This is a genomic window from Pseudovibrio axinellae, assembly GCF_900110875.1.
Classification (GTDB): domain Bacteria; phylum Pseudomonadota; class Alphaproteobacteria; order Rhizobiales; family Stappiaceae; genus Pseudovibrio; species Pseudovibrio axinellae.
Window position 1 is genome coordinate 174,503 of record NZ_FOFM01000004.1, and the last position, 21,750, is coordinate 196,252.

Genomic DNA, 21,750 nt, shown 5'->3' on the forward strand with positions numbered 1-21,750 from the left:
CCTCTCAACTTGCACTAGCTTTGCAAGCGAGCAATGAGGGCACGGATACGGCGGTAGAACTGCCAGAAACTATGGTTGCTTCTTAGCTTTCGTTTGGAATGAAGTTTGGCTCGCTCCCATGCAGCTGCAAGCTTGCCTTTGAGTGTGAGCGGTTCAATCCAGTCCCTCAGGTGCTCCGGTTGTGCCCATGTAAGTTTGAAGCTTTCTTCTCCAAGCCCAAAGTCAAAGACTTTCATTCCGTCCTCACACATCTGTTTAATGACGTGCTGCATGAGCAGATCGCCGGGGCTATAGCGCATTATGTCCCCGCTCGTGATGGAGGTGCAATAATAATAATAGCAATCACCTGAGATGAGCCCCAGGCACGTGCTAATGACTTCTCCATCCAGTGACAGGCTGTAAACGGGGCCTTTTGTCGGACTTTCTGTTTTTTGAAGGCTTGCGAAAGCGGTGTGTACGAACTTTTGGTATGCAGGCTGGGAAAAGGCCGTGGGAACGCCGGTTTTTGCTTGCCTGATCTCTCGTTGCACAATCATGGCCTGCACAGCTGTTACCGTGTCTTCCTGTGAGGAGTGGGCTTTGAATTCCAGCTTTCCCAGTGACTGGAGCTTGTTCAGTTTGCCGCGGTGCCTTTTGCGAGTGGTTTTTGAGCGTTTGGTTTTGACAAAATCCTCAAAAGGTCTCGCTAATTCAGCAGGGTAAGTCGCGTTTGTACTAAGGTTGTCATGTGGCCGCACCAAAGGATTGTCATAGATATCCAGGTGACATGCCATATTGCCAAGCTGGATGAGGTCGACGCCCCATGCTTTGAGTTCTTCGACCAGACGGTGACGCACTAAGTGGATGTGTGGCGCATCTAATAGTTCTTGAGACCAATAACCGGTGTTCTGGTTAGAAATAGCCTCTGCGAGCCAGCGTACTGTTTTGGTGCGCTTGTGTTGATGGAGCGCAAGCGGTAGCAAAATATGAAGCTTCCTATCAATGTGCCCGGTCAGGATTAACGCCGTTGCGTTCTCAAAAGGTGCTATATGCTCCGCCCAGCTTTGGCACCATTCATAAGCATGGTAAGCGCTTCCATAGGCCTGCTTTTCCAGCGCAAGCCAATCCGCACGAAGCTTTGTGAGGTCATTTCCTTTATAAATTTGAAGGGTGAGCTTTCCCGGGTCCAAGTCTCTATTGTCGCCAGCAGGTTGCGTGTTTGTTTTTTGTACCGTGACTTGGGAAAATGCCATTGGAAATGCCCTAATTAACTTGCAAGTAACGATTAGTGCCACTCTCTGAATGAACCATAAATAGGCAGATAAACCTAGATTGAAATTAATCGTAAATAATTGCCAGTTACAAATATAGTGAAATTTATTACGGATCTAGAGGTTCGCCGTGCGGATATCTTTGAAGCATTTTGTTATAGATTGCGCCAGCTACTTGTTCAGCAGCCGGGGACCTGCCAGACTCATCAAGGGTATGACAGCTGGCGATGGTGTCATCTTTACTCTTCATCGTGTGTTGCCTGCATCCGAACGCGCTTTTCAGCCCAACAAGCTGCTAGAGATCACGCCTGAATTTTTGCGGGCCGTTGTGTTGCAAGTACGCAGTGCAGGATACGAGTTTGTATCATTGGACGCGGCGTTGGAGCGCCTGCAAAATGAAGATAAGAGCGACAGAAAGTTTGCGGTACTGACCTTTGATGATGGCTACAAAGACATTCTTGAAGTTGCCTATCCTGTCCTGAAAGCCTTAGAAGTTCCGTTTACGATTTTTGTGACGAGCGAATACAGTAACCATCGCTCGGAGCCCTGGTGGGCAATTCTGGAGCAGCTTATTGCTGAAAATGAGCGGCTCACCCTTGCAGATGAGGGCAAGGTCTATGCTTTTAACTGCGGGACTTTAGAACAGAAAGAGGCCGCTTTTGAGGCTGCTCGTAAGGTTCTGATTAGCGATTTGTCAGAAAGAACACAGCGGCGTGTCATTCGTGATGCGGCGGACAAACATGGGCTGCATTGGCAAGAGCTGTGCCGTGAGCTCTTTTTGTCCTTTGAAGAGTTGAACGATTTGGCTGAAGACCCTCTTGTCAGCCTTGGTGCGCACACGGATACGCATCCAATGTTGGCACGCCTCTCCAGTACTGCGGAAATCAGGCAGCACATACTCTCTGGTATGGAAGAGATGAACGCACGGCTGGGCAGTCAGCCGACAGTGCTCGCTTACCCCTATGGATTTGCAGCAGCAGTTGATGAGCGCTGTGAAGGTGTTGCAGAGGAACTGGGGTTTAAAGCGGCAGTTACCACACAGCCAGGCACATTGACGACAGGCAGTCTGAAGCGCCGCTTTCGTCTGCCGCGTGTTTCCTTAAATGGCTTGCATCAAAATCCACGGATGGTTGATGTTTATCTAAGCGGTGCCGCCTTTGTGGCATACCATGCCTTTGCGCGCGTTCGCGCGCTTGTGAAGAGAACTTGAAAACCAGTTTCTCTAGCGTTTTTTGTAGGTCCAGCTGATAATCATTCCAGCTGGAACGATCCAGATCAGGCCTGCAATGGCGAAGAAGATTAGCTTTATAGACCAGTGTTTGCCTGCCATTGTCATGTCGCCGATGACCATCGCGATAAAGCAATAGACAAGAACAAACGTGACTAGAAATACCATGCCGATGAAACGGCGCGCTGGCGAAATCATATAGTTCTCCTTGAAGGCCTCTTTTGTCGACCTTTTTTTTCCGCGCAAGCCATAGTCCAAAATGCATATATATTTCAAGAGGATCTTGGTTGTAAAACCTCACTCAAGCTTGGCTCGTCTGCGATTTATCATTCTAAGTTCCTGACAGAACAACGCTATTGCTTTGGAGGTATGGGGCAAAAATTCTAGGTAATTTGTCTAGACTGCTGTGTGGATCTGCGTATTTTTCCTGATTTGGCCATCGATCTGGCCTATACAGGGGCAAACAAGTTCTACGAATAGGTGCTATGATTACTCCGTTCCACAGTTCAGGTCTTTCCCCTCAAGACCTTTCCAATCGCAGGCAAATTCGTGTGTGGTTGCTGTTTATCTGCTTTTTGATTTTAGCCATGGTTGTTGTTGGCGGAGCGACCCGACTAACGGATTCTGGCCTTTCCATCACAGAGTGGAAGCCAATTCATGGTGCCATTCCGCCATTGAATATGGCTGAGTGGGCGGAAGAATTCGAAAAATATAAACAAATCCCCCAATACAAACTTCTTAACGAAGGCATGACGCTTGAAGAGTTCAGAGGTATCTTTTGGTGGGAGTGGGGGCACCGGTTGCTGGGCCGTGTGATTGGTTTTGTTTTCTTCATTCCGCTGGTGTGGTTCTGGGCACGCGGGCAGGTCAGCACCTGGCTTAAGCCCCGGCTTTTGCTCGCGTTTGTGCTTGGTGGGTTGCAAGGCGCAATCGGCTGGTGGATGGTTGCTTCGGGCCTCGTCAACCGCGTTGATGTTAGCCAATATCGCCTTGCCGTCCATTTAAGTGTAGCTGCTATTCTTTTTGCTTATCTTTACTATCTCGCAGGTGTTTTAAAGCGTCGTCCAGAGTTGAAGCATGACGGTTGGAATGTGTTTGGCAATGGATTGTGGGCCGCTTACGGAATTGTGGCTTTGGTCCTGTTTCAGGTTTTCCTAGGTGCATTGGTTGCAGGTCTTAATGCAGGGCTGACATTCAATACATGGCCGCTGATGGATGGGCAGATCATTCCAGGTGGTTTGTTTGTCATGTCGCCTTGGTGGTCCAACTTTTTTGAAAATGTGATGATGGTCCAGTTCCAGCACCGGATGGTCGCCTATGCACTGGTTGTTGCTGTCTTCGCACAAGGGATCTCCCTGATGCGCGAAAACCGGGATGGCGCGCTTAAACGCAATGCGAGCTGGTTGATGGTCGCAATTATCCTGCAGGTTGGCCTGGGTATTGTCACGCTGCTCAGTATGGTTGCGATGGACCGCGCCCTAGCACATCAGGCAGTGGCACTAATTGTTCTGGCTCTTGCTATAGAGCAGGTTTGCCTGCTGCGCCGCGAAAAGGGTGAAGCGCTGAGGATGTGAATCCGAATGCGGGAATAAGTGTTTGAAATAATAGGAAAAAAGGCGCCTGACGGGCGCCTTTTTTGTCGCTTGTGGTGTGGTTTGTATGCTGAATCACATAGTGACTATAACGTATTGATTTATAAGATAATTACGTCTTTTCGAGTGCTTGTTTCAGGTCAGCGATAATATCTGCTGCATCTTCAATGCCAATGGAGACCCGAACGACGTCTGGCCCTGCGCCAGCTGCGATTTTGTGCTCATCTGTCAGCTGGCGGTGGGTGGTGGATGCCGGGTGTATAACCAGCGAGCGTGTGTCGCCAATATTGGCAAGGTGCGAGAACAGCTCTAGCGCCTTGACCAGTTCCACACCGGCCTCATAGCCACCTTTCAGACCAAACGTGAAGACTGCACCTGCACCTTTCGGGCAGTATTTTTGGTGAGCCATGTAGAATGGATCGTTGGACAGACCTGCATAGGAGACCCAGCTTACTGCCGGATGCTTTTGGAGGAACTGAGCAACCTGTAGAGCATTGTCACAGTGTTTTTGCATCCGCAGGGCTAGTGTTTCGATGCCGGTGATGAGCATGAAGGCGTTGTGTGGAGAGATTGCTGGACCCAGGTCTCGTAGACCAAGAACGCGGCAGCAAATTGCAAAGGCGATATTGCCAAAAGTTTCAAAGAGGCAAATCCCGTTATATTCAGGGCGTGGCTCTGTCAGCATTGGGTAGTTGCCAGATGCAGCCCAATCAAACGTGCCTGCGTCCACGATCGCGCCACCCATGGAGTTGCCGTGCCCACCCATGAACTTTGTCAGGGAATGTAGGACGATGTCGGCTCCGTACTTTATAGGCTGGCAAAGGTAAGGGGTGGCCATGGTGTTGTCGACGACGAGCGGGATGCCTGCTTCCTTTGCGACGGCGGAGATTGCCTGCATATCCATGACAATACCGCCCGGGTTTGCAAGGCTCTCAATGAAGACGGCACGGGTGTTTTCGTCAATCTGATCGGCGAAGCTTTGGGCATCGAGGTCTTCAGCCCACTTCACTTCCCAGCCAAAGCTTTTAAAGGAGTGGTTGAGCTGGTTGATGGTACCGCCATACATACGCTTGGAGGCTACGATGTTGCAGCCCGGTGTCATGATGGCATGGAAGGTCAGTAACTGTGCTGCGTGGCCAGATGCAACCGCCAGTGCCGCCGTGCCGCCCTCCAGTGCTGCCACTCGTTCTTCAAGAACAGCCGTGGTGGGGTTCGTTATGCGGGTGTAAATGTTGCCGAACGCCTGTAAGCCAAACAAAGAGGCAGCGTGGTCTACGTCATCAAACACAAAGGATGTGGTTTGGTAGATCGGCGTTGCCCGTGCGCCGGTTGTTGGGTCTGGTTGCGCTCCGGCGTGAATGGCAAGGGTATCAAAACCTGGTGTGGAATCGCTCATGAAGCAGTCCTTTTAATGCGCATGCAGAATGGAACGGTACTGCGCAAGTTGCTTGGAACTGCAACCTCTTAAAACAGGCGTTATTCTCTGCGGTTGTGTAAACAATTTCCCGTAATGGACTATGAGGGCACAACTTTAAGTTATCAAGCGCAGAAGGGCGAATGGGTCGGCCTCAAACTTGCAGAAAGCTCAAGGGTTGGATGGCGAAGGTAAAGTGTGAAACGGTGTTTTTCGCCGGGGGCTGTATGTAGGAGATTTTTTCAAGAAACAGTGGGAGTCGGCATCGCGTTGAAGTGAGTAAATTGGAATGATGGGGATGAGGTCAATCTCACACAAGATTTGTGTGCTAGCAGGCTAATGAATCTATTAGGGCACGCGGAGGCATTATGAGTCAGACAACTTTTTCCTTAGGTGCGCTCGAACGCAGCTATTCCAGTGGTAAACTTTCAGTTTCTAATAAGAAAATGCGAAAACAAATTAAGAAGCTGATTGACACACAAAACTTTGCAGGTGCCCTGGAAAAAGCGAATGCTTATTTGTCGGTCAAAGAAGATGATAGGTTGGTTCAGTTTTTCCAAGCCTTCTCCTTTTTCGGGGTCGGGGAAGGCAAACAAGCAATCAAAATCCTAGAAGAACTGACAATTCAGGTGCCAAATAACACCGAAATATGGCGTACTCTAGCGATAATCTACAACAAATACGGATCGTTCGCAAAAGAAGTTGATGCACGAGAAAAAGTGGTCAAAATCGATAATAGGAATGGACGTAGTTGGTTTGAACTGGCTGGCGCCTACAAAAGTGTATTGTGGTTGGAGGAAGAACAGCAAGCCTACCTGCAGCTGGTTAAGCTGGCTCCCAAACTAGCAGCTGCTTGGATCGGTTTGGGTAAATCTTATCGTACTTGTTTGAAAGTAAAAGAAGCGGCGGCTGCTTATGGAATTGCGCTTGAGCTAGAGCCGAACTCGCGTGGTTTGAAGATTGAATATGCGACAGCGATGGGCGAGATCGGACTTTTTAGTGAATCCGATGCAATGCTTAATAAACTGATAGAGGAAGAGTTTGAGGCAGGAGTTTTCTTCCAGCTTGCGCAGCGTAATCAAGTAAAAATTGGCGACGATCTTTATAACTCTGCTGTAAAATTCTTAGAGAGAAAAAACTCTGATAATGCACAGCGCTCTGCCACTCTTTCTGGGCTTGCCACCATTCATGAAAAAGAGAAGGAGTATGTAAAGTCCTCTGAGTTTTACCATGAGTCGGCGGTCGAGAAGAAGGGGGATTGTAAAACGCTACGCATTTTGGTGGACACTGATGTCCGCCAAACAAGACGAGCATTTACTGAGGAGTTTTGCAGTCAACTCAAAGGTGGTGCGCAAAGTAAGGCCCCTATCTTCATTGTAGGGTTGCCGCGTTGTGGTTCAACTCTCGTTGAACAGATAATTTCCAGCCATTCTGCAGTTGTTGGTGCCGGAGAGCTCAGTTACCTTAACCGTCTTACAATTCCGGTAAACAAAGAGCCGTTCTATAAAGGCTTTGCTCACAGTGATGCACGTCAGCACAGTGCGCTTGGCGCTCAGTACTTATCTCTGGTTCGCCGCCTTGAATCCTATAGTGATCGTTTTACCGATAAAGCACTAGGCAACTGGATACATATTGGTTTGATCAGGGCAATTCTTCCCAATGCGAAGGTTGTTCATGTTAAGCGGAATGTGAATGCTTCTAATTTTGCATTGTTTAAACAGAACTTTGGTCGCAACGTTCCCTACAGTAATACGGTTGAGGATATCTGGTGGTGGCGAGATCGCTATGAGAGCAGTGTGGCATTTTGGGAAGAACGTTTTCCTGGCTTTGTGCATAATGTCGCCTACGAGGATGTTGTCAGCGATCAGGAAGGTGAAACTCAAAAGTTGCTCGAATATCTTGAGCTGCCATGGGAAGATCAGGTGCTTGATTTCCACAAAAACGAGCGTTCGGTTTTAACGGCGTCTGTAAGTCAGGTGCGTAAGAAAATTTACAGCTCCTCGCTGGAAACCTGGAGGAATTATGAGGGGACAGCTATTGATGCTTTGTTCCATCGCCCGGATGATATCCCCCCGCTGTTTCTTCAGGAGCAAAACGCTCCATCCTGAGGGGAAGGTTACAAGAGGCGCTGTTTACAGCGCCTCGTTTGTTATGGGTAGCATCAGTGCGTAAAGAGGCCTAAGCGCGGTATTTCGATTTTGGGGCAGCGGTCCATAACTACTTTTGTCCCCTTTGCCTCTGCGCGGGCTGCTGCTTCGTCATTTATGATCCCCAGCTGAAGCCAGATCGCCTTGGGAGGTGTTGGCAGGGCTATGGCTTCGTCAATGATGCCTGCCGCAGCTTGGGAGTTGCGGAAAACGTCAACTAAATCGACGGGCTCTGGTAGCTCTGCAAGGGAGGCGTAAACCTTGGCGCCAGAGATTTCAGTTCCGGCTTGGCCCGGATTTATCGGGTAGACGGTGTAGCCTTGTGCGAGCAGAAAATTCAGGACCCGGAAACTTGCGCGTTCTGGTTTGTTGCTTGCTCCCACAAGGGCGATGGTTCTGGTGGTCTCTAGAATTTTTCGTAGATATGCATCCGAGTAGTGATCGTGGTTCATTCCGTTACTTGCTTTCTAACCTGTGCTCGATTGCTTTTGCCGGGCTCAGGACGCGTTTTGGCACCGTCCTTTATCAAACGCGCCCGGCAGTGTGCACTGTTTCGCGAAGTTTTATCAGGTATCTGTCCAGTCTGGCTTACGCTTTTGAAGGAAAGCGTTGATCCCTTCTTCTGCGTCATGCGCAAGCATATTTTCGGTCATAACCTTTGAGGTATAAGCGTATGCGTCTGCCAGAGGCATTTCGGCTTGCTTGTAGAAGGCTTCCTTGCCGGTTTTGACGGTCAGGGCTGATTTGGAGGCAATGGCTTCGCCGTATTTCTGCACGACGACTTCCAGATAGTCAGCCTGTACAACACGATTAATCAGCCCGTATTCTTTAGCGGTTGATGCGTCGATGCTCTCACCAGTCAATAGCATTTCCATGGCTTGTTTTCGGCCAATATTTCTGGTCAGCGCTACCATTGGTGTTGAGCAAAACAAGCCGATGTTTACGCCTGGTGTGCAGAAGGTTGCTGTATCTAATGCAATAGCTAAGTCGCAGGAGGCGACGAGCTGGCAACCCGCAGCAGTCGCAACCCCTGTGACAACAGCGATAACGGGCTTTGGCAGGTTCACGATTTTTTGCATGAGTTCAGCACATTGGTTGAACGTTTGCTGGTAGAAGGCTTTTCCGCCATCTTCTTGGGCCCGTGCAGCCGTGAGTTCTTTCAGATCATGGCCTGCGCAGAAGACTTTGCCTTCCGCTCCTAAAAGAACGACCCGCACTTCAGGGTTGGCTGCGGCTTCATCCAGTGCTGCGCACAACTCTTTCATCATCGACAAAGACAGGGCGTTCATGCGTTCTGGTCGTTGCATGACGATACGCTGAACACCGTTGTGCAAAAGGCTCCCAAGCATTGGGCGTTCTGCTTCACTTTGGTCGTTGGCGGTGCCTGCGTCAGACATGATGGTTCTCCATTGTGCAGTAATTAGTCGTTGAGATGGCTTTAGCAGGCTATCTCGTTTCAATTAAGTGTTAAATCACAGAGTGAACAAAAGGTGAGCCTAGCGCAACGGTTTAGTACTTTTGTTCAGCTGGTAAAACCAGATTTCCTCTATCAGTATGTGCGCTTGCTTGAGGAGGAGGAACTTCATGGCAAGTGATTTGGCGGCGCCAGATGTTAAATATAACGCAGCGGAGTTGACTGAATTTCTGGATAAGGCATTTCCGCAGATGCACGCATTGGGCCGTGTATATTTCATTGATGAAGTTCTGCCGGGAGAAGCGATTGTTAGGCTTGAGGCGGGTGAGCTTCAGCTGCGTCCAGGGGGGACTGTGTCTGGTCCCTCATTGATGGGATTGGTTGATTATGCTGCCTATGTTGTGCTTCTTGGAAATATGGGGCTGCACGCTCTCGCTGTGACTACCAACATCAATATTAATTTTCTGCGCAAAGCAGAAGCTGGAAACATGATTGCGACCTGCCGTATTTTAAAAGGTGGGAAGCGTCTGGTGGTGATGGATTGTGAGATTGTGCGAGAGGGCAGCGATGACCTGATTGCGCATGCGACGGCGACTTATTCTATTCCGCCGACATCTTTTAAGGGGTAGTCTGCCTGTTGTTTGCTGTCTAACTGTGTTGTTGGGCAGCCGTCTTGGATTTTTCGCCACATTGGATTGTTGAGAGCCATTTGGCACTGAGCCAGATAGGCGGTGCCGTCTACATACAGGCAGGAAAAGTCACCCAGCTCGACACGCAGGCCACGGTTGGTGCAATAGCAGTCTGGTTGTTTAAACAGACTGCGTGGGCGTTTGCGGAACTTAGCTTCTTGCGCTTGGGCATTCCATACCCATAGAAGCAAGAGTGATAGGGTGAACAAGAGATAACGATGCATTCCCTATGATAAGATGCAGGGCGTGCGTCGCTACCGCTGGTTTTCAGGGGGCTTGGAAGCTCACAGATAGATCAGCGTGCCCTGTGCACGTAAAGTCTCAAACCACTCAGGTTCTTTGGTTAGGCGTGTCCAGCGTAGGTCCAGTTTGCGCAGGTTTTTCAGGTTACTCATGCTGGAAGGCAGTTTTTCAAGCGGGTTTGCCCTGAGGTCCAACTGGTAGAGGTTCTTCAGACCTCCAATTTCTTCTGGGAGATGAGAGACCTTATTGTTGCGCAGATCTAGCACTTCGAGCTGGCGCAAATCCTTTATGTTATCGGGAAGCTTTGTGAGGGCGTTGTCACGTAAATAAGCCTCTCGCAAGGATGAAAGACCAGAAAAACTGATAGGTAATGCGTGTAAACCATTGCCGTAGAGCCTCAGCTCTTTCAGGTTTTGCAAATTTCCGAAGCTTTCCGGGAGGTGTGAGATGGAGTTGTCGGTGCAGCCTAGATACTCAAGTGCAGCAAGGTCGCCAATGCTTTTGGGTAGTTGTGTCATGACCGTGTTGCTTGCGTAGAGCACACGCAGTTTCTTCAACGCGCCTATCTTTGCCGGTAGAAACTCCAGTGCCTGATGACTGAGGTCCAGGATCTCTAAGTCTGCAAGGTCACAGAGGCTGGCTGGCAGTTGTTTCAGCTTGCATCCGTAGATATAGAGCTCCTTCAGCGCCTGTAGGTCGGAAATACTTTGCGGTAACTCGTTGATCGGGTTCTGTCCCAGATACAGGCTTCTTAAGGAGCGATGATGCATTAGCTCTTGTGGGAAGCTGTTCAACTCGCACTTTGTGAGCGCGATATCCGTCAGTAAACCGTTGGACTGGACTGAGCACGGGGTTCCGTCTTGCCGGTGCCTGATGCTTGTGAGCTGTTGATATTTAATTAAATCCTGCGTGATCATTGGGGCCCGAAATATGCTTAGTGAAGGTATTGCTGTTGTAACGTCGAAACGACTTTCTGTGAAAGCGTAGTTTTCAGGAGATCGATTGTGGCTGGCGATAATGTCGCATGATTTAATCCTGCTGGCTCTATTTGGGGGACAATCTTGTCGAGCGACGTGCCTGCTTTTTGCAGTTCTTGATCAACTGCCTGCCAGAATGCGGCGCCCTTGATATAGAAAAGGGGATAGTAGCTGGAGTTATTCTCTCGCGTTACTTTGTTGTGGGCTTCATACAGGCCGGTTGCTGCATACGGGTAGTGCTCTTTAAAATTTTGCCATTGCTCCATTGGCGTTTCGCTTGTTAAGCCAGCGCTCTCCAGTGATTTGTAGCCGTAATACTGAGCAAGGCTCTCAGATATCCAGAGCGGGTAGGGCTCCGGTGCGAGTAAATGAAACAGTTCGTGGGCGGAGACCCAATGAAGTTTTGCGATGCTATCATCTGTAGCTATGCCATCGGTCACTGCAAAGTTGGCAAGGAATGCTTGCTTGCCGGCCGCTCCGGCTGTTTGACCCAGTTCTTTGTTGATCGCGACCCAGATAAGGTCAATCTTGTTTGGCGCAATTTTTTCAGTGTTAAGTACCTTTTGCAGGTATTCAATTTGTCTTTGAAGTACGGGAATGTGATCTTCGTTCAACGCATCGGTTGGGTCGTCCTTGAAGAGGGTCAGAGTTGTTGCATTGGTGGTTAAAACCTTTGCGGCCTTTCCCCATGTGAGGATCAGAGGGGGATCACTTTTCTCTGGCAGTGGGCTGCACGTCATGTCTTGTTCGTTGCCAACAAGTTTGCCGCAGACTTTCATGTTTGAAATACCTCTCACACGAGGGATGTCGCTCCACTCTATCAGGCTCCACCAGCCCTGCGGGGAATACAGGTTTTGTTGGTCTGCGATGGCACGAGGTGTTTGGCGGGTACTCTGGAATGTGACGGTCCATTGCAGTTTGCTGCAAGACATGGTTGTTCCATACGATCCAATTTGTGGTTGGATGCCATCACATTTGAGTTGCGGTAAGTCTGTGTGCGCATTCCTTTGGAAGCTGCGCGGCCTTTGTAATGTGATTTCTTGTTTATGTGCAAAGTCTAGCGTTGCGGTTCCCTTCTCGGCGCGAGTGGGGGCCACCTCAATGATGATCTGGAGTGAGGAAGTATCAGCAAAGGCTGATGAGGCGCATAGCGACAACATAACCGAGATGAAGCTTGAGCGCATGGGGGTGTCCTAATCGATTGGAGAAGGGGAGCTGGGCATCATAATTGATTCGAAGAAGGCGACATATGGGAGACCTCATCCCGTGTTATCCAATGTATGAAACATGTGCCCTATAAAACAGCACTGCGCTAAAGTGCCTAAAACCACCAATTTATTGAATTCTTTGATTTAAATTTTCTGATATTTGAAATGTCAGTTGATCCAAAGAGGAAAATCCACTTAAAATTCAGGGATTAAAGCCAGAGGTCGTTTTTTGAGGGATGGGAGCCCTGGTAGGACGGCGGGTGTGGAGGGGCTTGTGTTTTATCGTGCGTTTTTCGGTTTCATTTTTGATTTTCTTTTGGTGCCATTTCGGTTTGCATCGTTGCTAGCCACTCTTGGTTATGTGGCTATTCTTGCCTTAAACATTATTCTGATCTTGGCAGTTCCGGCCTTTTTTGACCTGTATGTTTCTAGTGAACCTCGTGTTTTTGCAGAGTTTCGAGAGACTTTGTTTTATCAAGACACCGCTTTCATCGGGGACCCATTTGTCTTTACCAGCCTGGTTTTCTTTAATTTGTTGCTTGCCAACGCCACCCTTACGACCCGTTTGACCCGGAGCCGGTGGCGTTTCTTCTATCCAACCCATTATGCGCCGATTAATTTGCGCGAATACCGTGTGGCCTTTGCCGGTCTTGGTTATTACATTAGCTGTTACAGCGCTAACTGGGTCTTCTTTGAATTGCAGGTGGATGACCTTATTTTGACGGCGGCGCGTGCTGCCGGCGCGTCTTGAGCAATAAAACCAAAAGATTCATGCGGAAAAAGTGTGGTATTATAATACCTATTTTGTATCATATTGATTTTATTGAATCTTTTGCTTATGCGTGAATCTTTTTGCTCTTGACGTGGTGGCGAAGCTCGCGTATCTACCCGTTCCTAGACGGAGCTATTACGTTGTGCTGCTCATTCGGGCCCTAACGAATTTCTCCCAAGAATTTTAACCGTCAAACTACGGTAGATCTTATGAAGACTCATTCCACGAAGGTGGCTGAGGTCGAGAAAAAGTGGATCTTGATCGACGCAGAAGGTGTTGTTGTTGGCCGATTGGCTGCATTCATCGCTAACCGTCTGCGCGGCAAGCACAAGCCGACCTACACCCCACACATTGATGATGGCGACAACGTAATCATTATTAATGCAGACAAGGTTGTACTGACTGGTAAAAAATACCAGAGTAAAAAGTACTACTGGCACACTGGTTACCCTGGCGGTATCAAAGAGCGTACAGCTCGCCAGCTGATCGAAGGCCGTTTTCCAGAGCGTGTTCTGGAAAAAGCTGTTCAGCGCATGATGCCAGGTGGACCTCTTTCCCGTGCACAGCTGCGCAACCTGCGTGTATACGCAAGTGCAGAGCATCCACATGATGGCCAGACTCCAGAAGTCGTGGACGTTAAAGGCATGAATGCTAAAAACGCGAGAAGGGGTTAATTATGTCTGAGCTACAGTCCCTTGAGGAACTGGGCGGCGCAATCGCCCCTACTGAGAACGAAGCTCCTGTACATGTTCAGAAGCTCGATGCACAGGGCCGTGCATACGCAACCGGTAAGCGTAAAGACGCTATCGCACGTGTATGGATCAAGCCAGGCACCGGTAAAATCGTTGTAAACGGCAAAGAATACTCTGAGTACTTTGCTCGTCCAGTACTTCAGCTGATCCTGCGTCAGCCAATCATGCTTACAGAGCGTGATGGTCAGTACGACATCAACGTTACTGTTGCTGGTGGTGGTCTTTCCGGCCAGGCTGGTGCTGTTCGTCACGGCATCTCCAAGGCTTTGACTTACTACGAGCCAGTGCTGCGCGGTCTTCTTAAGAAAGAAGGCTTCCTTACACGCGATAGCCGTGTTGTTGAACGTAAGAAATACGGTAAGCGTAAAGCTCGTCGTTCTTTCCAGTTCTCCAAGCGCTAATACGCGATACTGGAAACAGTTTTACGAAAAAGGGCTGCCCGTTTGGGTGGCTCTTTTTTGTTTTGTGCGCTGGAGTGGGTTGCTGCTGTCGTTGTGCGGGGTGCGCATAAGGCGCAATGCGCGGGGCCTGTTTCTTGAAAGGCCGTCTTAACTCACTCATTTTTGATGAAATAGAAAGCTCTCGGCGAAGCTCCATAGCTACGAGATGAGGGGCTAAGAAGATTTGCCCGATCTTGCAAGTGCTGTTTGTCAGAAAGCTAGAGGCGCGGCTTGTATTCTCAATGATGAGCGCACATGAGTAAGGCTTCGCGGAGTTGGTGTGCGGTGCTTAGCCAGTTTTTACTTTTAGGTTGTTGTCGTTAACCGGAATATTGCGCCAGCTTTTGTAAAGTGGGTGCGCATTCTTCATGTGCTCAAAAATCTTAACCATCACAAATAGCGATGCAAATTTTGCGAGATAGGCAAGTAGGGCGCCGGTGAGCATTACGGGTAAGTTATTTGTGCTGGCCGCCCATATTGCAGCAGCGACGGCCAGAAGGCCGATGACGAGAAGTGCAAGGGCCTTTTGGTGATAGGGCGTTGGAATTGGAACAAATATCCGATTGAGCCACATTCGTTCGCCCAAAATTGCCTTTTGCAGCCAGGTTTGTGCGCCGGTGCTTTTTTTAGTGAAAGGCGGGATGAGCCAAACCCACGCCACGGCTGCAAGAGAAAGTGCAGCTGCCCAGAACCAGCCGAGCTGGGGCTGAAACCATAAGGGAGTGAGAAGGGCAGGCAATGCCAATGCCCTTACTATAAGGTTCTTGGGTTTGTTTAGGCGGGTTAATGCAGCGCTTTGCGTGTTCAGGTTTCGAACGTGCCGAGGATCCCAGCCGCCAATCTTTTGCGGCTGCATCTGTGAAAGCTTAGGATCTCCTGCCAACTTGACCTCCATTTACCCCGTGAGAACAGCAGGGCTTCAGGTGGACCGCTGCATATTCTCTTTATACGCGTACCTTAACATAACTGCCTGGTGCGTCTTCTATGATTTTTGTCCGGCGAGCGCCTGGTTTTCGTGCTTTTACCCGATTATCGTCCTGAGATGTAATCCACTTTTGCCAGTGTGGCCACCAGGAGCCGGGTGTTTCGGATGCGTCTTGCGTCCACTCTTCCAGTGAGCCCTCCGGCTTGCTCCCAGTCCAGTACTTGTATTTCTTGAGGTGAGGTGGGTTCACGACGCCTGCAATATGCCCTGATCCGCTCATAACGTATTCTACTGGTCCGCCAAAACAAGAGCACCCTTTGAAGACGGACTTTGCCGGTGCAATGTGGTCTTCTTTTGTCGCAAGGTTATAGATCGGGATTTCTACCTGATTGAGGTCAAGTTTTTCTCCGGCCAGTTCCATTTCCCCGCGTGCAAGCGTGTTATCCTGGTAGCAGTTGCGCAGGTAATAGGAATGGTTGGCTGCTGGCATCCGGGTGCTATCAGCGTTCCAGTAGAGCAGGTCAAAGGGGAAGGGCTCTTTTCCACGCAGGTAGTTATTGACGACATAGGGCCAGATGAGATCGTTAGAGCGCAGCATATTAAAGGCTGTCGCGATCTTTGATCCGTCTAGGTATCCCTTCTGTTCCATGCGGTGTTCAAGCAGTTCAATCTGCTCTTCGTCAACGAAGACTTTTAAGTCTCCAGCATGAGTGAAGTCGACCTGAGTGGCGAGGAACGTTGCTGACGCAATGCGGTCTTGCTCGCCGATCTTTGCGAGGTAGGCGAGCGTGGTTGCAAGCAGTGTGCCGCCGACACAGTAACCAATTGCATTGACAGTGGTTTGTTGTGTTGTTTTGCGTATGCGGTCGAGCGAGTTGAGAATTCCCTCACGCATGTAGTGCTCAAAGCTTTTATCAGCTTGCTTTTCGTCTGGGTTAATCCAGGAGATAACGAAGACCGTATGGCCTTGTTCTACAGCCCATTTGATGAAGGACTTTTCCTGGTTCAGGTCAAGAATGTAATACTTGTTAATCCAAGGCGGTACGATGAGCAGTGGGCGTTTTAAAACATCTTCTGTTGTCGGGCTGTACTGGATCAGTTGGCAAACGTCGTTTTGTTCAACGATCTTGCCTGGTGTTACAGCAACATTGACGCCAACTTGGAATTTGTCCGGGTCGGTTTGGCGAATGCGTAAGTCTCCATGACCGGCTTTTATGTCCTCTGCCAGTAGCTTCATGCCCTTTGCAAGGTTGCTGCCATTGGAGGACATTGTTTCGCGCAGGAGTTCTGGATTGGTCAGGACGAAGTTGGAGGGAGCCATCGCGTTAGAGATTTGCTTGACGTAAAAGCCAGCCTTGTGCCGCGTATGGTCGTCCAGATCTTCCGCATCTTCAACCAAGTCTTCTGCCCAGGTGCTGGTTTGCAGGTACATCTGTTTAATGAAGTCGAAGAAGTTGTTCTCTTCCCACTGGCTATCTTTAAAGCGTTTGTCGGAGCTGGAGGGGGCGATGATCGGTTCGCTTTCCTCTCCAGCCATACGCTTTAGAGTGGAGCTCCAAATACCCATGTATCCAGACCAGAGTTTTGTCTGGGCTTCAATTGCGCGGGAGGGGTCTTTCATCCAGTAATTGCCTACCTCAGCAAGGGTCTTAACGACAGCGTTCATCTCTTCACTGCCAGCCATTGCGGCTTCGCCCTTTTCGCGGGGCTCTAGATAGGCAGCTAAGGCCTTGCCGCCGTTCTCGGCAATTTCAGAAAGGTTCTTGGCAAATTCCTCTGGGTTATTGAGGATGTACTGCAACATTGGATTGGTGTCTTCACCGGTCATTTGCCTGCTCAGTCCTCGCATCACATATCTGGTTGAGGCTTATTAGCGTCAACTACATTCAAGGTGCGCCGTCAGCGCTCTAAACCTAAGGGTAGGTGCTGTCGGTGTGTTGTAACCTATAATAGGTGTGACAAGTATAGCCTAAGAAATTTGACAAGCACGTGAAAATTTACGTGCGTCGCCTTAGTCCTTAGGTGAATTCTTGATGGGTATTTAGCAATTATAGTAATCGTGGGGAACCGTGAGAAATATTGGGTTGATTTTATGCTTAACAGATGTGATTAGTTTTTGGGCATAACTTGAAATACTCTGATATGTTGTAATTTTTATTATTGATAATTGTTTGTTATGATTTGTCTGTATCAGTTGGGCGTTTACTTATTTGTAAGTGACTTAGCGTAAAAAGCTAAGTGTTGTTAATAGGGTAAAATATATGGACTACGGATCTCGCAACTGCTAAGTGCATTTTGAATAAAGTTATGTGCGCCGCTATTGTGTGGTCGACGGATCAAATACGAGGTATCAAATGTTGCTCAAGTTTCAACGAGTTTGCAGCGCTGTTGTGCTGGCAGGTTTTGTTGGAGGATGTGCCTTTGGTGAATCTTTGACTGTCTATGAAGCAATTGAAAAGGGCAGTGGCACCAAGCAAACTGGTATTGCCGAGCTGCCTCCAGAGAGTCAGAGCTCTTTGCTGTCCCCTGAACAGCGTGCTGCAATTGAGGCTAATTTATTGGCAATTTCCTCTGAAAGTAAGCAGAGAGCAGGCATCGGTGCCAATTTTGAAAGCAGTGCTGATCAATTGAAGTCTATTGCTGGTGAGCAGACGCAATAATTTCTTTGAAAATAGATGATGCCAGTGAAAGCTGTTAGTTGTGTATTTCCTGCAAGATGCTGTCTAAATTCTCAAGTTCCAAAATGATACTGAGCTATGAGCGGCAGAATGCTGCGCCTTTCGTGATGAAGCCGATGTTTCACGTCTCCTTTGAAAACTTTAAAAAAATCTCGGTTTTCCACCTGATGAATGATGCGTAAAATGTTCGCACCTGCTAAAAGGCCGTGGAAACTTGGCTGCGTTGACTCGTGGCCGTGTTTGAACCCTAATCTATTTATAGCTTGAAACGCTGAATTAAAGAAAGTGAGGCTCGCGTCATGGACGACTTTCACAAGACACGCCGGCTCCCGCCATATGTCTTTGAACAGGTCAATCGTCTGAAAGCCAAAGCGCGAGCGGCAGGCGCCGATATTATCGATATGGGTATGGGTAACCCTGATTTGCCTACTCCGCAGCATATCGTTGATAAACTGGTCGAGACTGTTCAGAACCCGCGCACGCACCGTTATTCCTCCTCAAAGGGGATTCCTGGACTGCGTAAGGCACAGGCTGGTTATTATGAGCGCCGCTTTGGTGTGAAGCTCAACCCCGATACTCAGGTCGTCGCGACGCTGGGATCTAAAGAGGGGTTTGCCAATATGGCGCAGGCAATTACTGCGCCAGGTGATGTGGTTTTAGTACCAAACCCATCCTATCCAATTCATGCTTTTGGCTTCTTGATGGCAGGTGGTTCGTTGCGGTCCATTCCAGCAACTCCAGGCCCTGAATTGTTTGAGGCACTGGAGCGGGCGGTTGTTCACTCCATTCCCAAGCCGATTGCGATCATCTTGTGCTTCCCGGCGAATCCGACTGCCAGCGTTGCAGAGCTTGATTTTTATCGCGATGTGGTCGCTTTCGCGCGTAAGCATGAAATCTACGTGCTTTCAGACTTAGCGTACTCGGAAATCTACTTTGGTGACGTGCCTCCACCAAGCATCTTGCAGGTTAACGGGGCGATGGATATTGCTGTTGAGTTTACTTCGCTTTCCAAAACCTTCTCCATGCCGGGGTGGCGTATGGGCTTTGCGGTTGGTAATGAGCGATTGATCGCTGCTCTTGCACGCGTAAAGTCCTATCTGGATTATGGTGCGTTTACTCCTATACAGGTGGCAGCAGCTGCTGCGCTGAACGGACCAGACGACTGCATTCGCGGAACGCGTGAGATTTACAAGAAGCGCCGTGATGTGCTGATTGATTCCTTCGGTCGTGCCGGGTGGGATATTCCAGCACCGGAAGCCTCCATGTTTGCATGGGCTCCGATCCCGGATCAGTTTAAACACCTTGGGTCCTTGGAGTTCTCAAAGCTGCTGATCGAAAAAGCCGATGTTGCGGTAGCGCCTGGCATTGGCTTTGGTGAGCATGGCGAAGGCTTTGTGCGTATCGGCCTGGTAGAAAATGAACAGCGCATCCGACAAGCCGCACGTGGCATTCGTAAGTTTTTTGAAGATACGGACAGCAATTCTAAGGAATTGAGTAAAACGGGCGCTTAGCGCCCGCTCTCCTGCAGATATTGGGTATTTATGACTGATATTTTGAAAGTTGGTATTGCTGGTTTAGGAACCGTCGGTACTTCGTTGGTTCGTATCCTAGAGGCGAAGGCGAATGTTCTTTCCAATCGATGTGGCCGACCTATCAAAGTAGTGGCTGTGAGTGCTCGCAGCCGCTCTAAAGATCGTGGTGTTAATCTAGATGGATTGGCTTGGTTTGAAGATCCCGTTGAACTTGCAAAGTTTGACGGGATTGACGTATTTGTAGAGCTGATTGGCGGCGAAAGCGGCCCTGCAGAAGCAAGCGTGCGGGCTGCGTTGAACTGCGGGAAACATGTTGTTACAGCCAACAAAGCACTCCTGGCCAAGCACGCGGTTGAACTCTCTCGTCTTGCAGATGAAAAAGGTGTGAGCCTCAACTATGAAGCTGCTGCTGCTGGCGGTATCCCGATCATCAAAACAATGCGTGAAAGCCTTGCTGGCAATGATGTGTCGCGGGTTTACGGCATCATGAATGGCACCTGTAACTACATTCTCACACGCATGGAGCAGGAAGGCTTGTCCTTTGCTGAGTGTCTTGCTGATGCACAGCGCCTTGGCTATGCAGAGAGCGATCCAACCTTTGATATTGAAGGGTATGATACGGCGCACAAACTGGCGCTGCTCACCAGCTTGGCCTTTGGGTGTGAAGTGAATGCGGACGCGATTTACGTGGAAGGCATTACATCTATTACGATCGCTGATATTCGTGCTGCCGACGAGCTGGGTTATCGGATCAAGCTGTTGGGTGTTGCGGTGCGTACCGATACAGGTATTGAACAGCGCGTTCATCCGACGATGGTTCCAAAATCCTCTGCAATTGCGCGCATTGATGGCGTACTCAACGCTGTTGCTGTTGATGGTGATGCTGTTGGAGAGGTGGTTCTGGTTGGGCCAGGTGCAGGCGGTGATGCAACCGCATCCTCTGTGATCTCCGATATCGTTGATATAGCCCGCGATGTGTCCATGCCAGTCTTCAGCCAAACAGCAGCTTCGCTGGAAAGTTATGTTCCAGCGCGCATGCGTGCTCACGAAGGTGGCTACTACATCCGTCTGGCAGTTTTGGATGTTGCAGGAACATTTGCTACAATTGCGAGCTGTATGGCGGACAAAGACATCTCACTTGAGTCTATTGTACAACGCGGACCGCGTTCCCGAAATGATAAGGATGGTGTAAGTGATCCTGCAGCACCACGAAGTGTCATCCTTATTACGCACGAGACCACTGAGCTGGCAGTGCGCGAAGCTCTGGATGCAATCGCTGCAGAAAATGTAACCTCTGGGAAACCGCAGATGTTACGAATTGAAAACTTGAAATAATACTTCCTTACGTTTCGACGTGACAACTTGACACCCGAGAGGCTTAAATGGCGGATAGTCATCAGGACGCAACTGACGTTCTTGACCGTATTCTGACACTGGAACTTGCACGTGTAACGGAACGTGCTGCTGTATCTGCAGCGCGTCTTCGCGGACGGGGTGATGAAAAGGCAGCTGACCAGGCTGCAGTGGACGCAATGCGCCGCGAGCTGAACCAACTCCCGATCGACGGTACAGTTGTGATCGGAGAAGGGGAACGTGACGAAGCGCCGATGCTTTACATTGGCGAAAAGGTCGGCACGAAAGACGGGCCAAAGGTTGATATCGCACTTGATCCGCTGGAAGGTACCACGATCTGCGCGAAGAACATGCCTAACTCCATTGCTGTTATTGCGTTGGCGCCGGAAGGTGGCCTGTTGAACGCACCAGACAGCTATATGGAGAAGATCGCGGTTGGCCCAGGCTACCCAGAAGGCACCATTGATCTGGATCGCCCAATTCAGGAAAATCTTGCAGCTGTTGCCGCGGCAAAGGGTTGTGAAGTTAAAGATGTGACAGTTTGTGTACTGGACCGTCCACGTCATGCTAAGCTGATCGACGATATCCGTAGCACTGGCGCCTCCATCTACCTCATTGGTGATGGTGATGTTGCTGGCATCATTTACACAACTGATCCTGATGAGACTGGCATCGACCTTTACGTTGGTATTGGTGGTGCGCCAGAAGGCGTGCTGGCTGCTGCTGCTCTGCGCTGTATTGGTGGCCAAATGCAGGGCCGTCTGGTTATCACTCGTGATGAGCAGGTGGAGCGTGCTGGCCGTATGGGTATTGACGACATTCACCGTAAATACACCATGGAAGAGATGGCAGGCGGAGACGTTTTGTTCGCTGCAACCGGCGTAACAACCGGTAACTTCCTGAAGGGTGTAAAGTTTGGGCGCAACAACATCACCACCCACACGGTTGTGATGCGTTCTACAACAGGGACTGTGCGCTTTATTGAAGCCCAGCATAATCAGCTGGAAAAGTTCCACCTGGATTGATTTGCAGTGCTTTGCACGATAGATCTGAAATTGGGCGGATGTGAAAAACATCCGCCCAATTTTGTATTTAAAGCACCTGCAGATCTTGATGCGAGATATGTGGCTTTAATT

General features: G+C 49.5%; 21 protein-coding genes. 12 read left to right on the forward strand and 9 right to left on the reverse strand.

The window, feature by feature from the left end; genetic code table 11:
* Positions 1-14 precede the first annotated feature (14 nt).
* Positions 15-1,232 carry a GNAT family N-acetyltransferase gene (locus tag BMZ51_RS11195; RefSeq protein ID WP_068008319.1) on the reverse strand — a complete coding sequence of 406 codons (1,218 nt, stop codon included), beginning with the start codon at positions 1,230-1,232 and terminating at the stop codon, positions 15-17.
* A gap of 232 nt (positions 1,233-1,464) precedes the next feature.
* Here BMZ51_RS11195 and BMZ51_RS11200 point away from each other — a divergent pair, with 232 nt between their 5' ends.
* Entirely contained in the window at positions 1,465-2,460 is a 996-nt protein-coding gene (locus BMZ51_RS11200) for a polysaccharide deacetylase family protein (protein ID WP_068008316.1), read from the forward strand.
* A gap of 12 nt (positions 2,461-2,472) precedes the next feature.
* Here BMZ51_RS11200 and BMZ51_RS11205 read toward each other — a convergent pair whose 3' ends face one another.
* A complete protein-coding gene (locus BMZ51_RS11205; protein WP_068008506.1) occupies positions 2,473-2,676 on the reverse strand; it encodes a DUF2842 domain-containing protein in 204 nt (67 codons plus the stop codon).
* A 287-nt stretch (positions 2,677-2,963) separates the two neighbouring features.
* Between BMZ51_RS11205 and BMZ51_RS11210 the strand changes: the two genes are divergently transcribed.
* On the forward strand, positions 2,964-4,052 hold the full coding sequence (locus tag BMZ51_RS11210) for a COX15/CtaA family protein (RefSeq protein ID WP_068008313.1): 1,089 nt from the start codon (positions 2,964-2,966) through the stop codon (positions 4,050-4,052).
* 130 nt (positions 4,053-4,182) lie between these two features.
* Here BMZ51_RS11210 and BMZ51_RS11215 read toward each other — a convergent pair whose 3' ends face one another.
* Positions 4,183-5,466: an O-acetylhomoserine aminocarboxypropyltransferase gene (locus BMZ51_RS11215; RefSeq protein ID WP_068008311.1), complete on the reverse strand. Its 1,284-nt coding sequence runs from the start codon at positions 5,464-5,466 to the stop codon at positions 4,183-4,185.
* Positions 5,467-5,852: 386 nt separating this feature from the next.
* Here BMZ51_RS11215 and BMZ51_RS11220 point away from each other — a divergent pair, with 386 nt between their 5' ends.
* Positions 5,853-7,592 (forward strand): tetratricopeptide repeat-containing sulfotransferase family protein, encoded by a 1,740-nt coding sequence (locus BMZ51_RS11220; RefSeq protein WP_068008308.1) that lies wholly within the window; start codon positions 5,853-5,855, stop codon positions 7,590-7,592.
* Positions 7,593-7,645: 53 nt separating this feature from the next.
* Here BMZ51_RS11220 and BMZ51_RS11225 read toward each other — a convergent pair whose 3' ends face one another.
* A complete protein-coding gene (locus BMZ51_RS11225; protein WP_068008305.1) occupies positions 7,646-8,083 on the reverse strand; it encodes a CoA-binding protein in 438 nt (145 codons plus the stop codon).
* Positions 8,084-8,197: 114 nt separating this feature from the next.
* Entirely contained in the window at positions 8,198-9,028 is an 831-nt protein-coding gene (locus BMZ51_RS11230) for an enoyl-CoA hydratase (RefSeq protein WP_068008302.1), read from the reverse strand.
* A gap of 187 nt (positions 9,029-9,215) precedes the next feature.
* Here BMZ51_RS11230 and BMZ51_RS11235 point away from each other — a divergent pair, with 187 nt between their 5' ends.
* Both BMZ51_RS11235 and BMZ51_RS24085 read left to right on the forward strand, forming a co-directional pair.
* Positions 9,216-9,674, forward strand: coding sequence for a PaaI family thioesterase (locus BMZ51_RS11235; RefSeq protein ID WP_068008299.1), 459 nt, complete (start codon positions 9,216-9,218; stop codon positions 9,672-9,674).
* 44 nt (positions 9,675-9,718) lie between these two features.
* Complete coding sequence (locus BMZ51_RS24085) at positions 9,719-9,919, forward strand: hypothetical protein (protein WP_161941232.1); 201 nt, start codon at positions 9,719-9,721, stop codon at positions 9,917-9,919.
* Positions 9,920-10,018: 99 nt separating this feature from the next.
* Here the strand turns inward: BMZ51_RS24085 and BMZ51_RS11245 are convergent, their stop codons facing one another.
* Positions 10,019-10,747, reverse strand: coding sequence for a leucine-rich repeat domain-containing protein (locus tag BMZ51_RS11245; protein ID WP_208979430.1), 729 nt, complete (start codon positions 10,745-10,747; stop codon positions 10,019-10,021).
* A 164-nt stretch (positions 10,748-10,911) separates the two neighbouring features.
* Positions 10,912-12,138 (reverse strand): hypothetical protein, encoded by a 1,227-nt coding sequence (locus tag BMZ51_RS11250; RefSeq protein WP_068008294.1) that lies wholly within the window; start codon positions 12,136-12,138, stop codon positions 10,912-10,914.
* Between the two features lie 298 nt (positions 12,139-12,436).
* On the opposite strand from BMZ51_RS11250, the gene BMZ51_RS11255 reads away from it, so the two are divergent.
* The 3 genes from BMZ51_RS11255 to rpsI all read left to right on the forward strand — a co-directional run bounded on the left by BMZ51_RS11255 (position 12,437) and on the right by rpsI (position 14,087).
* Positions 12,437-12,913, forward strand: coding sequence for a hypothetical protein (locus BMZ51_RS11255; protein WP_208979431.1), 477 nt, complete (start codon positions 12,437-12,439; stop codon positions 12,911-12,913).
* 230 nt (positions 12,914-13,143) lie between these two features.
* Positions 13,144-13,608: a 50S ribosomal protein L13 gene (rplM, locus tag BMZ51_RS11260; protein ID WP_068008289.1), complete on the forward strand. Its 465-nt coding sequence runs from the start codon at positions 13,144-13,146 to the stop codon at positions 13,606-13,608.
* 2 nt (positions 13,609-13,610) lie between these two features.
* Complete coding sequence (gene rpsI / locus BMZ51_RS11265; RefSeq protein WP_068008286.1) at positions 13,611-14,087, forward strand: 30S ribosomal protein S9; 477 nt, start codon at positions 13,611-13,613, stop codon at positions 14,085-14,087.
* A 328-nt stretch (positions 14,088-14,415) separates the two neighbouring features.
* Here rpsI and BMZ51_RS11270 read toward each other — a convergent pair whose 3' ends face one another.
* Together BMZ51_RS11270 and BMZ51_RS11275 are read right to left on the reverse strand one after the other, a co-directional pair.
* Positions 14,416-15,009: a DUF6653 family protein gene (locus tag BMZ51_RS11270; protein WP_208979432.1), complete on the reverse strand. Its 594-nt coding sequence runs from the start codon at positions 15,007-15,009 to the stop codon at positions 14,416-14,418.
* A 61-nt stretch (positions 15,010-15,070) separates the two neighbouring features.
* Positions 15,071-16,879, reverse strand: a complete 1,809-nt coding sequence (locus tag BMZ51_RS11275) for a PHA/PHB synthase family protein (protein WP_068008278.1) — start codon at positions 16,877-16,879, stop codon at positions 15,071-15,073.
* 526 nt (positions 16,880-17,405) lie between these two features.
* On the opposite strand from BMZ51_RS11275, the gene BMZ51_RS11280 reads away from it, so the two are divergent.
* The 4 genes from BMZ51_RS11280 to glpX all read left to right on the forward strand — a co-directional run bounded on the left by BMZ51_RS11280 (position 17,406) and on the right by glpX (position 21,639).
* Positions 17,406-17,711 carry a hypothetical protein gene (locus BMZ51_RS11280; RefSeq protein WP_208979434.1) on the forward strand — a complete coding sequence of 102 codons (306 nt, stop codon included), beginning with the start codon at positions 17,406-17,408 and terminating at the stop codon, positions 17,709-17,711.
* Between the two features lie 317 nt (positions 17,712-18,028).
* Positions 18,029-19,240: an LL-diaminopimelate aminotransferase gene (locus BMZ51_RS11285; protein ID WP_074882044.1), complete on the forward strand. Its 1,212-nt coding sequence runs from the start codon at positions 18,029-18,031 to the stop codon at positions 19,238-19,240.
* 30 nt (positions 19,241-19,270) lie between these two features.
* Positions 19,271-20,596 carry a homoserine dehydrogenase gene (locus tag BMZ51_RS11290; protein WP_068000872.1) on the forward strand — a complete coding sequence of 442 codons (1,326 nt, stop codon included), beginning with the start codon at positions 19,271-19,273 and terminating at the stop codon, positions 20,594-20,596.
* Between the two features lie 47 nt (positions 20,597-20,643).
* Positions 20,644-21,639, forward strand: a complete 996-nt coding sequence (glpX, locus tag BMZ51_RS11295) for a class II fructose-bisphosphatase (RefSeq protein ID WP_068000874.1) — start codon at positions 20,644-20,646, stop codon at positions 21,637-21,639.
* Positions 21,640-21,750: the final 111 nt, after the last annotated feature.

Excerpts from the sequence above, each read along its gene's own strand:
- glpX (WP_068000874.1), top strand. The coding sequence starts at position 20,644 with ATGGCGGATAGTCATCAGGACGCAACTGACGTTCTTGACCGTATTCTG.
- BMZ51_RS11230 (WP_068008302.1), bottom strand. The coding sequence starts at position 9,028 with ATGTCTGACGCAGGCACCGCCAACGACCAAAGTGAAGCAGAACGCCCA.
- BMZ51_RS11280 (WP_208979434.1), top strand. The coding sequence starts at position 17,406 with ATGTTGCTCAAGTTTCAACGAGTTTGCAGCGCTGTTGTGCTGGCAGGT.
- BMZ51_RS11275 (WP_068008278.1), bottom strand. The coding sequence starts at position 16,879 with ATGACCGGTGAAGACACCAATCCAATGTTGCAGTACATCCTCAATAAC.
- BMZ51_RS11220 (WP_068008308.1), top strand. The coding sequence starts at position 5,853 with ATGAGTCAGACAACTTTTTCCTTAGGTGCGCTCGAACGCAGCTATTCC.
- BMZ51_RS11210 (WP_068008313.1), top strand. The coding sequence starts at position 2,964 with ATGATTACTCCGTTCCACAGTTCAGGTCTTTCCCCTCAAGACCTTTCC.
- BMZ51_RS11195 (WP_068008319.1), bottom strand. The coding sequence starts at position 1,232 with ATGGCATTTTCCCAAGTCACGGTACAAAAAACAAACACGCAACCTGCT.
- BMZ51_RS11250 (WP_068008294.1), bottom strand. The coding sequence starts at position 12,138 with ATGCGCTCAAGCTTCATCTCGGTTATGTTGTCGCTATGCGCCTCATCA.
- BMZ51_RS11225 (WP_068008305.1), bottom strand. The coding sequence starts at position 8,083 with ATGAACCACGATCACTACTCGGATGCATATCTACGAAAAATTCTAGAG.
- BMZ51_RS11205 (WP_068008506.1), bottom strand. The coding sequence starts at position 2,676 with ATGATTTCGCCAGCGCGCCGTTTCATCGGCATGGTATTTCTAGTCACG.
- BMZ51_RS11285 (WP_074882044.1), top strand. The coding sequence starts at position 18,029 with ATGGACGACTTTCACAAGACACGCCGGCTCCCGCCATATGTCTTTGAA.
- BMZ51_RS11290 (WP_068000872.1), top strand. The coding sequence starts at position 19,271 with ATGACTGATATTTTGAAAGTTGGTATTGCTGGTTTAGGAACCGTCGGT.
- BMZ51_RS11215 (WP_068008311.1), bottom strand. The coding sequence starts at position 5,466 with ATGAGCGATTCCACACCAGGTTTTGATACCCTTGCCATTCACGCCGGA.
- BMZ51_RS11235 (WP_068008299.1), top strand. The coding sequence starts at position 9,216 with ATGGCAAGTGATTTGGCGGCGCCAGATGTTAAATATAACGCAGCGGAG.
- BMZ51_RS11245 (WP_208979430.1), bottom strand. The coding sequence starts at position 10,747 with ATGCATCATCGCTCCTTAAGAAGCCTGTATCTGGGACAGAACCCGATC.
- rpsI (WP_068008286.1), top strand. The coding sequence starts at position 13,611 with ATGTCTGAGCTACAGTCCCTTGAGGAACTGGGCGGCGCAATCGCCCCT.
- rplM (WP_068008289.1), top strand. The coding sequence starts at position 13,144 with ATGAAGACTCATTCCACGAAGGTGGCTGAGGTCGAGAAAAAGTGGATC.
- BMZ51_RS11200 (WP_068008316.1), top strand. The coding sequence starts at position 1,465 with ATGACAGCTGGCGATGGTGTCATCTTTACTCTTCATCGTGTGTTGCCT.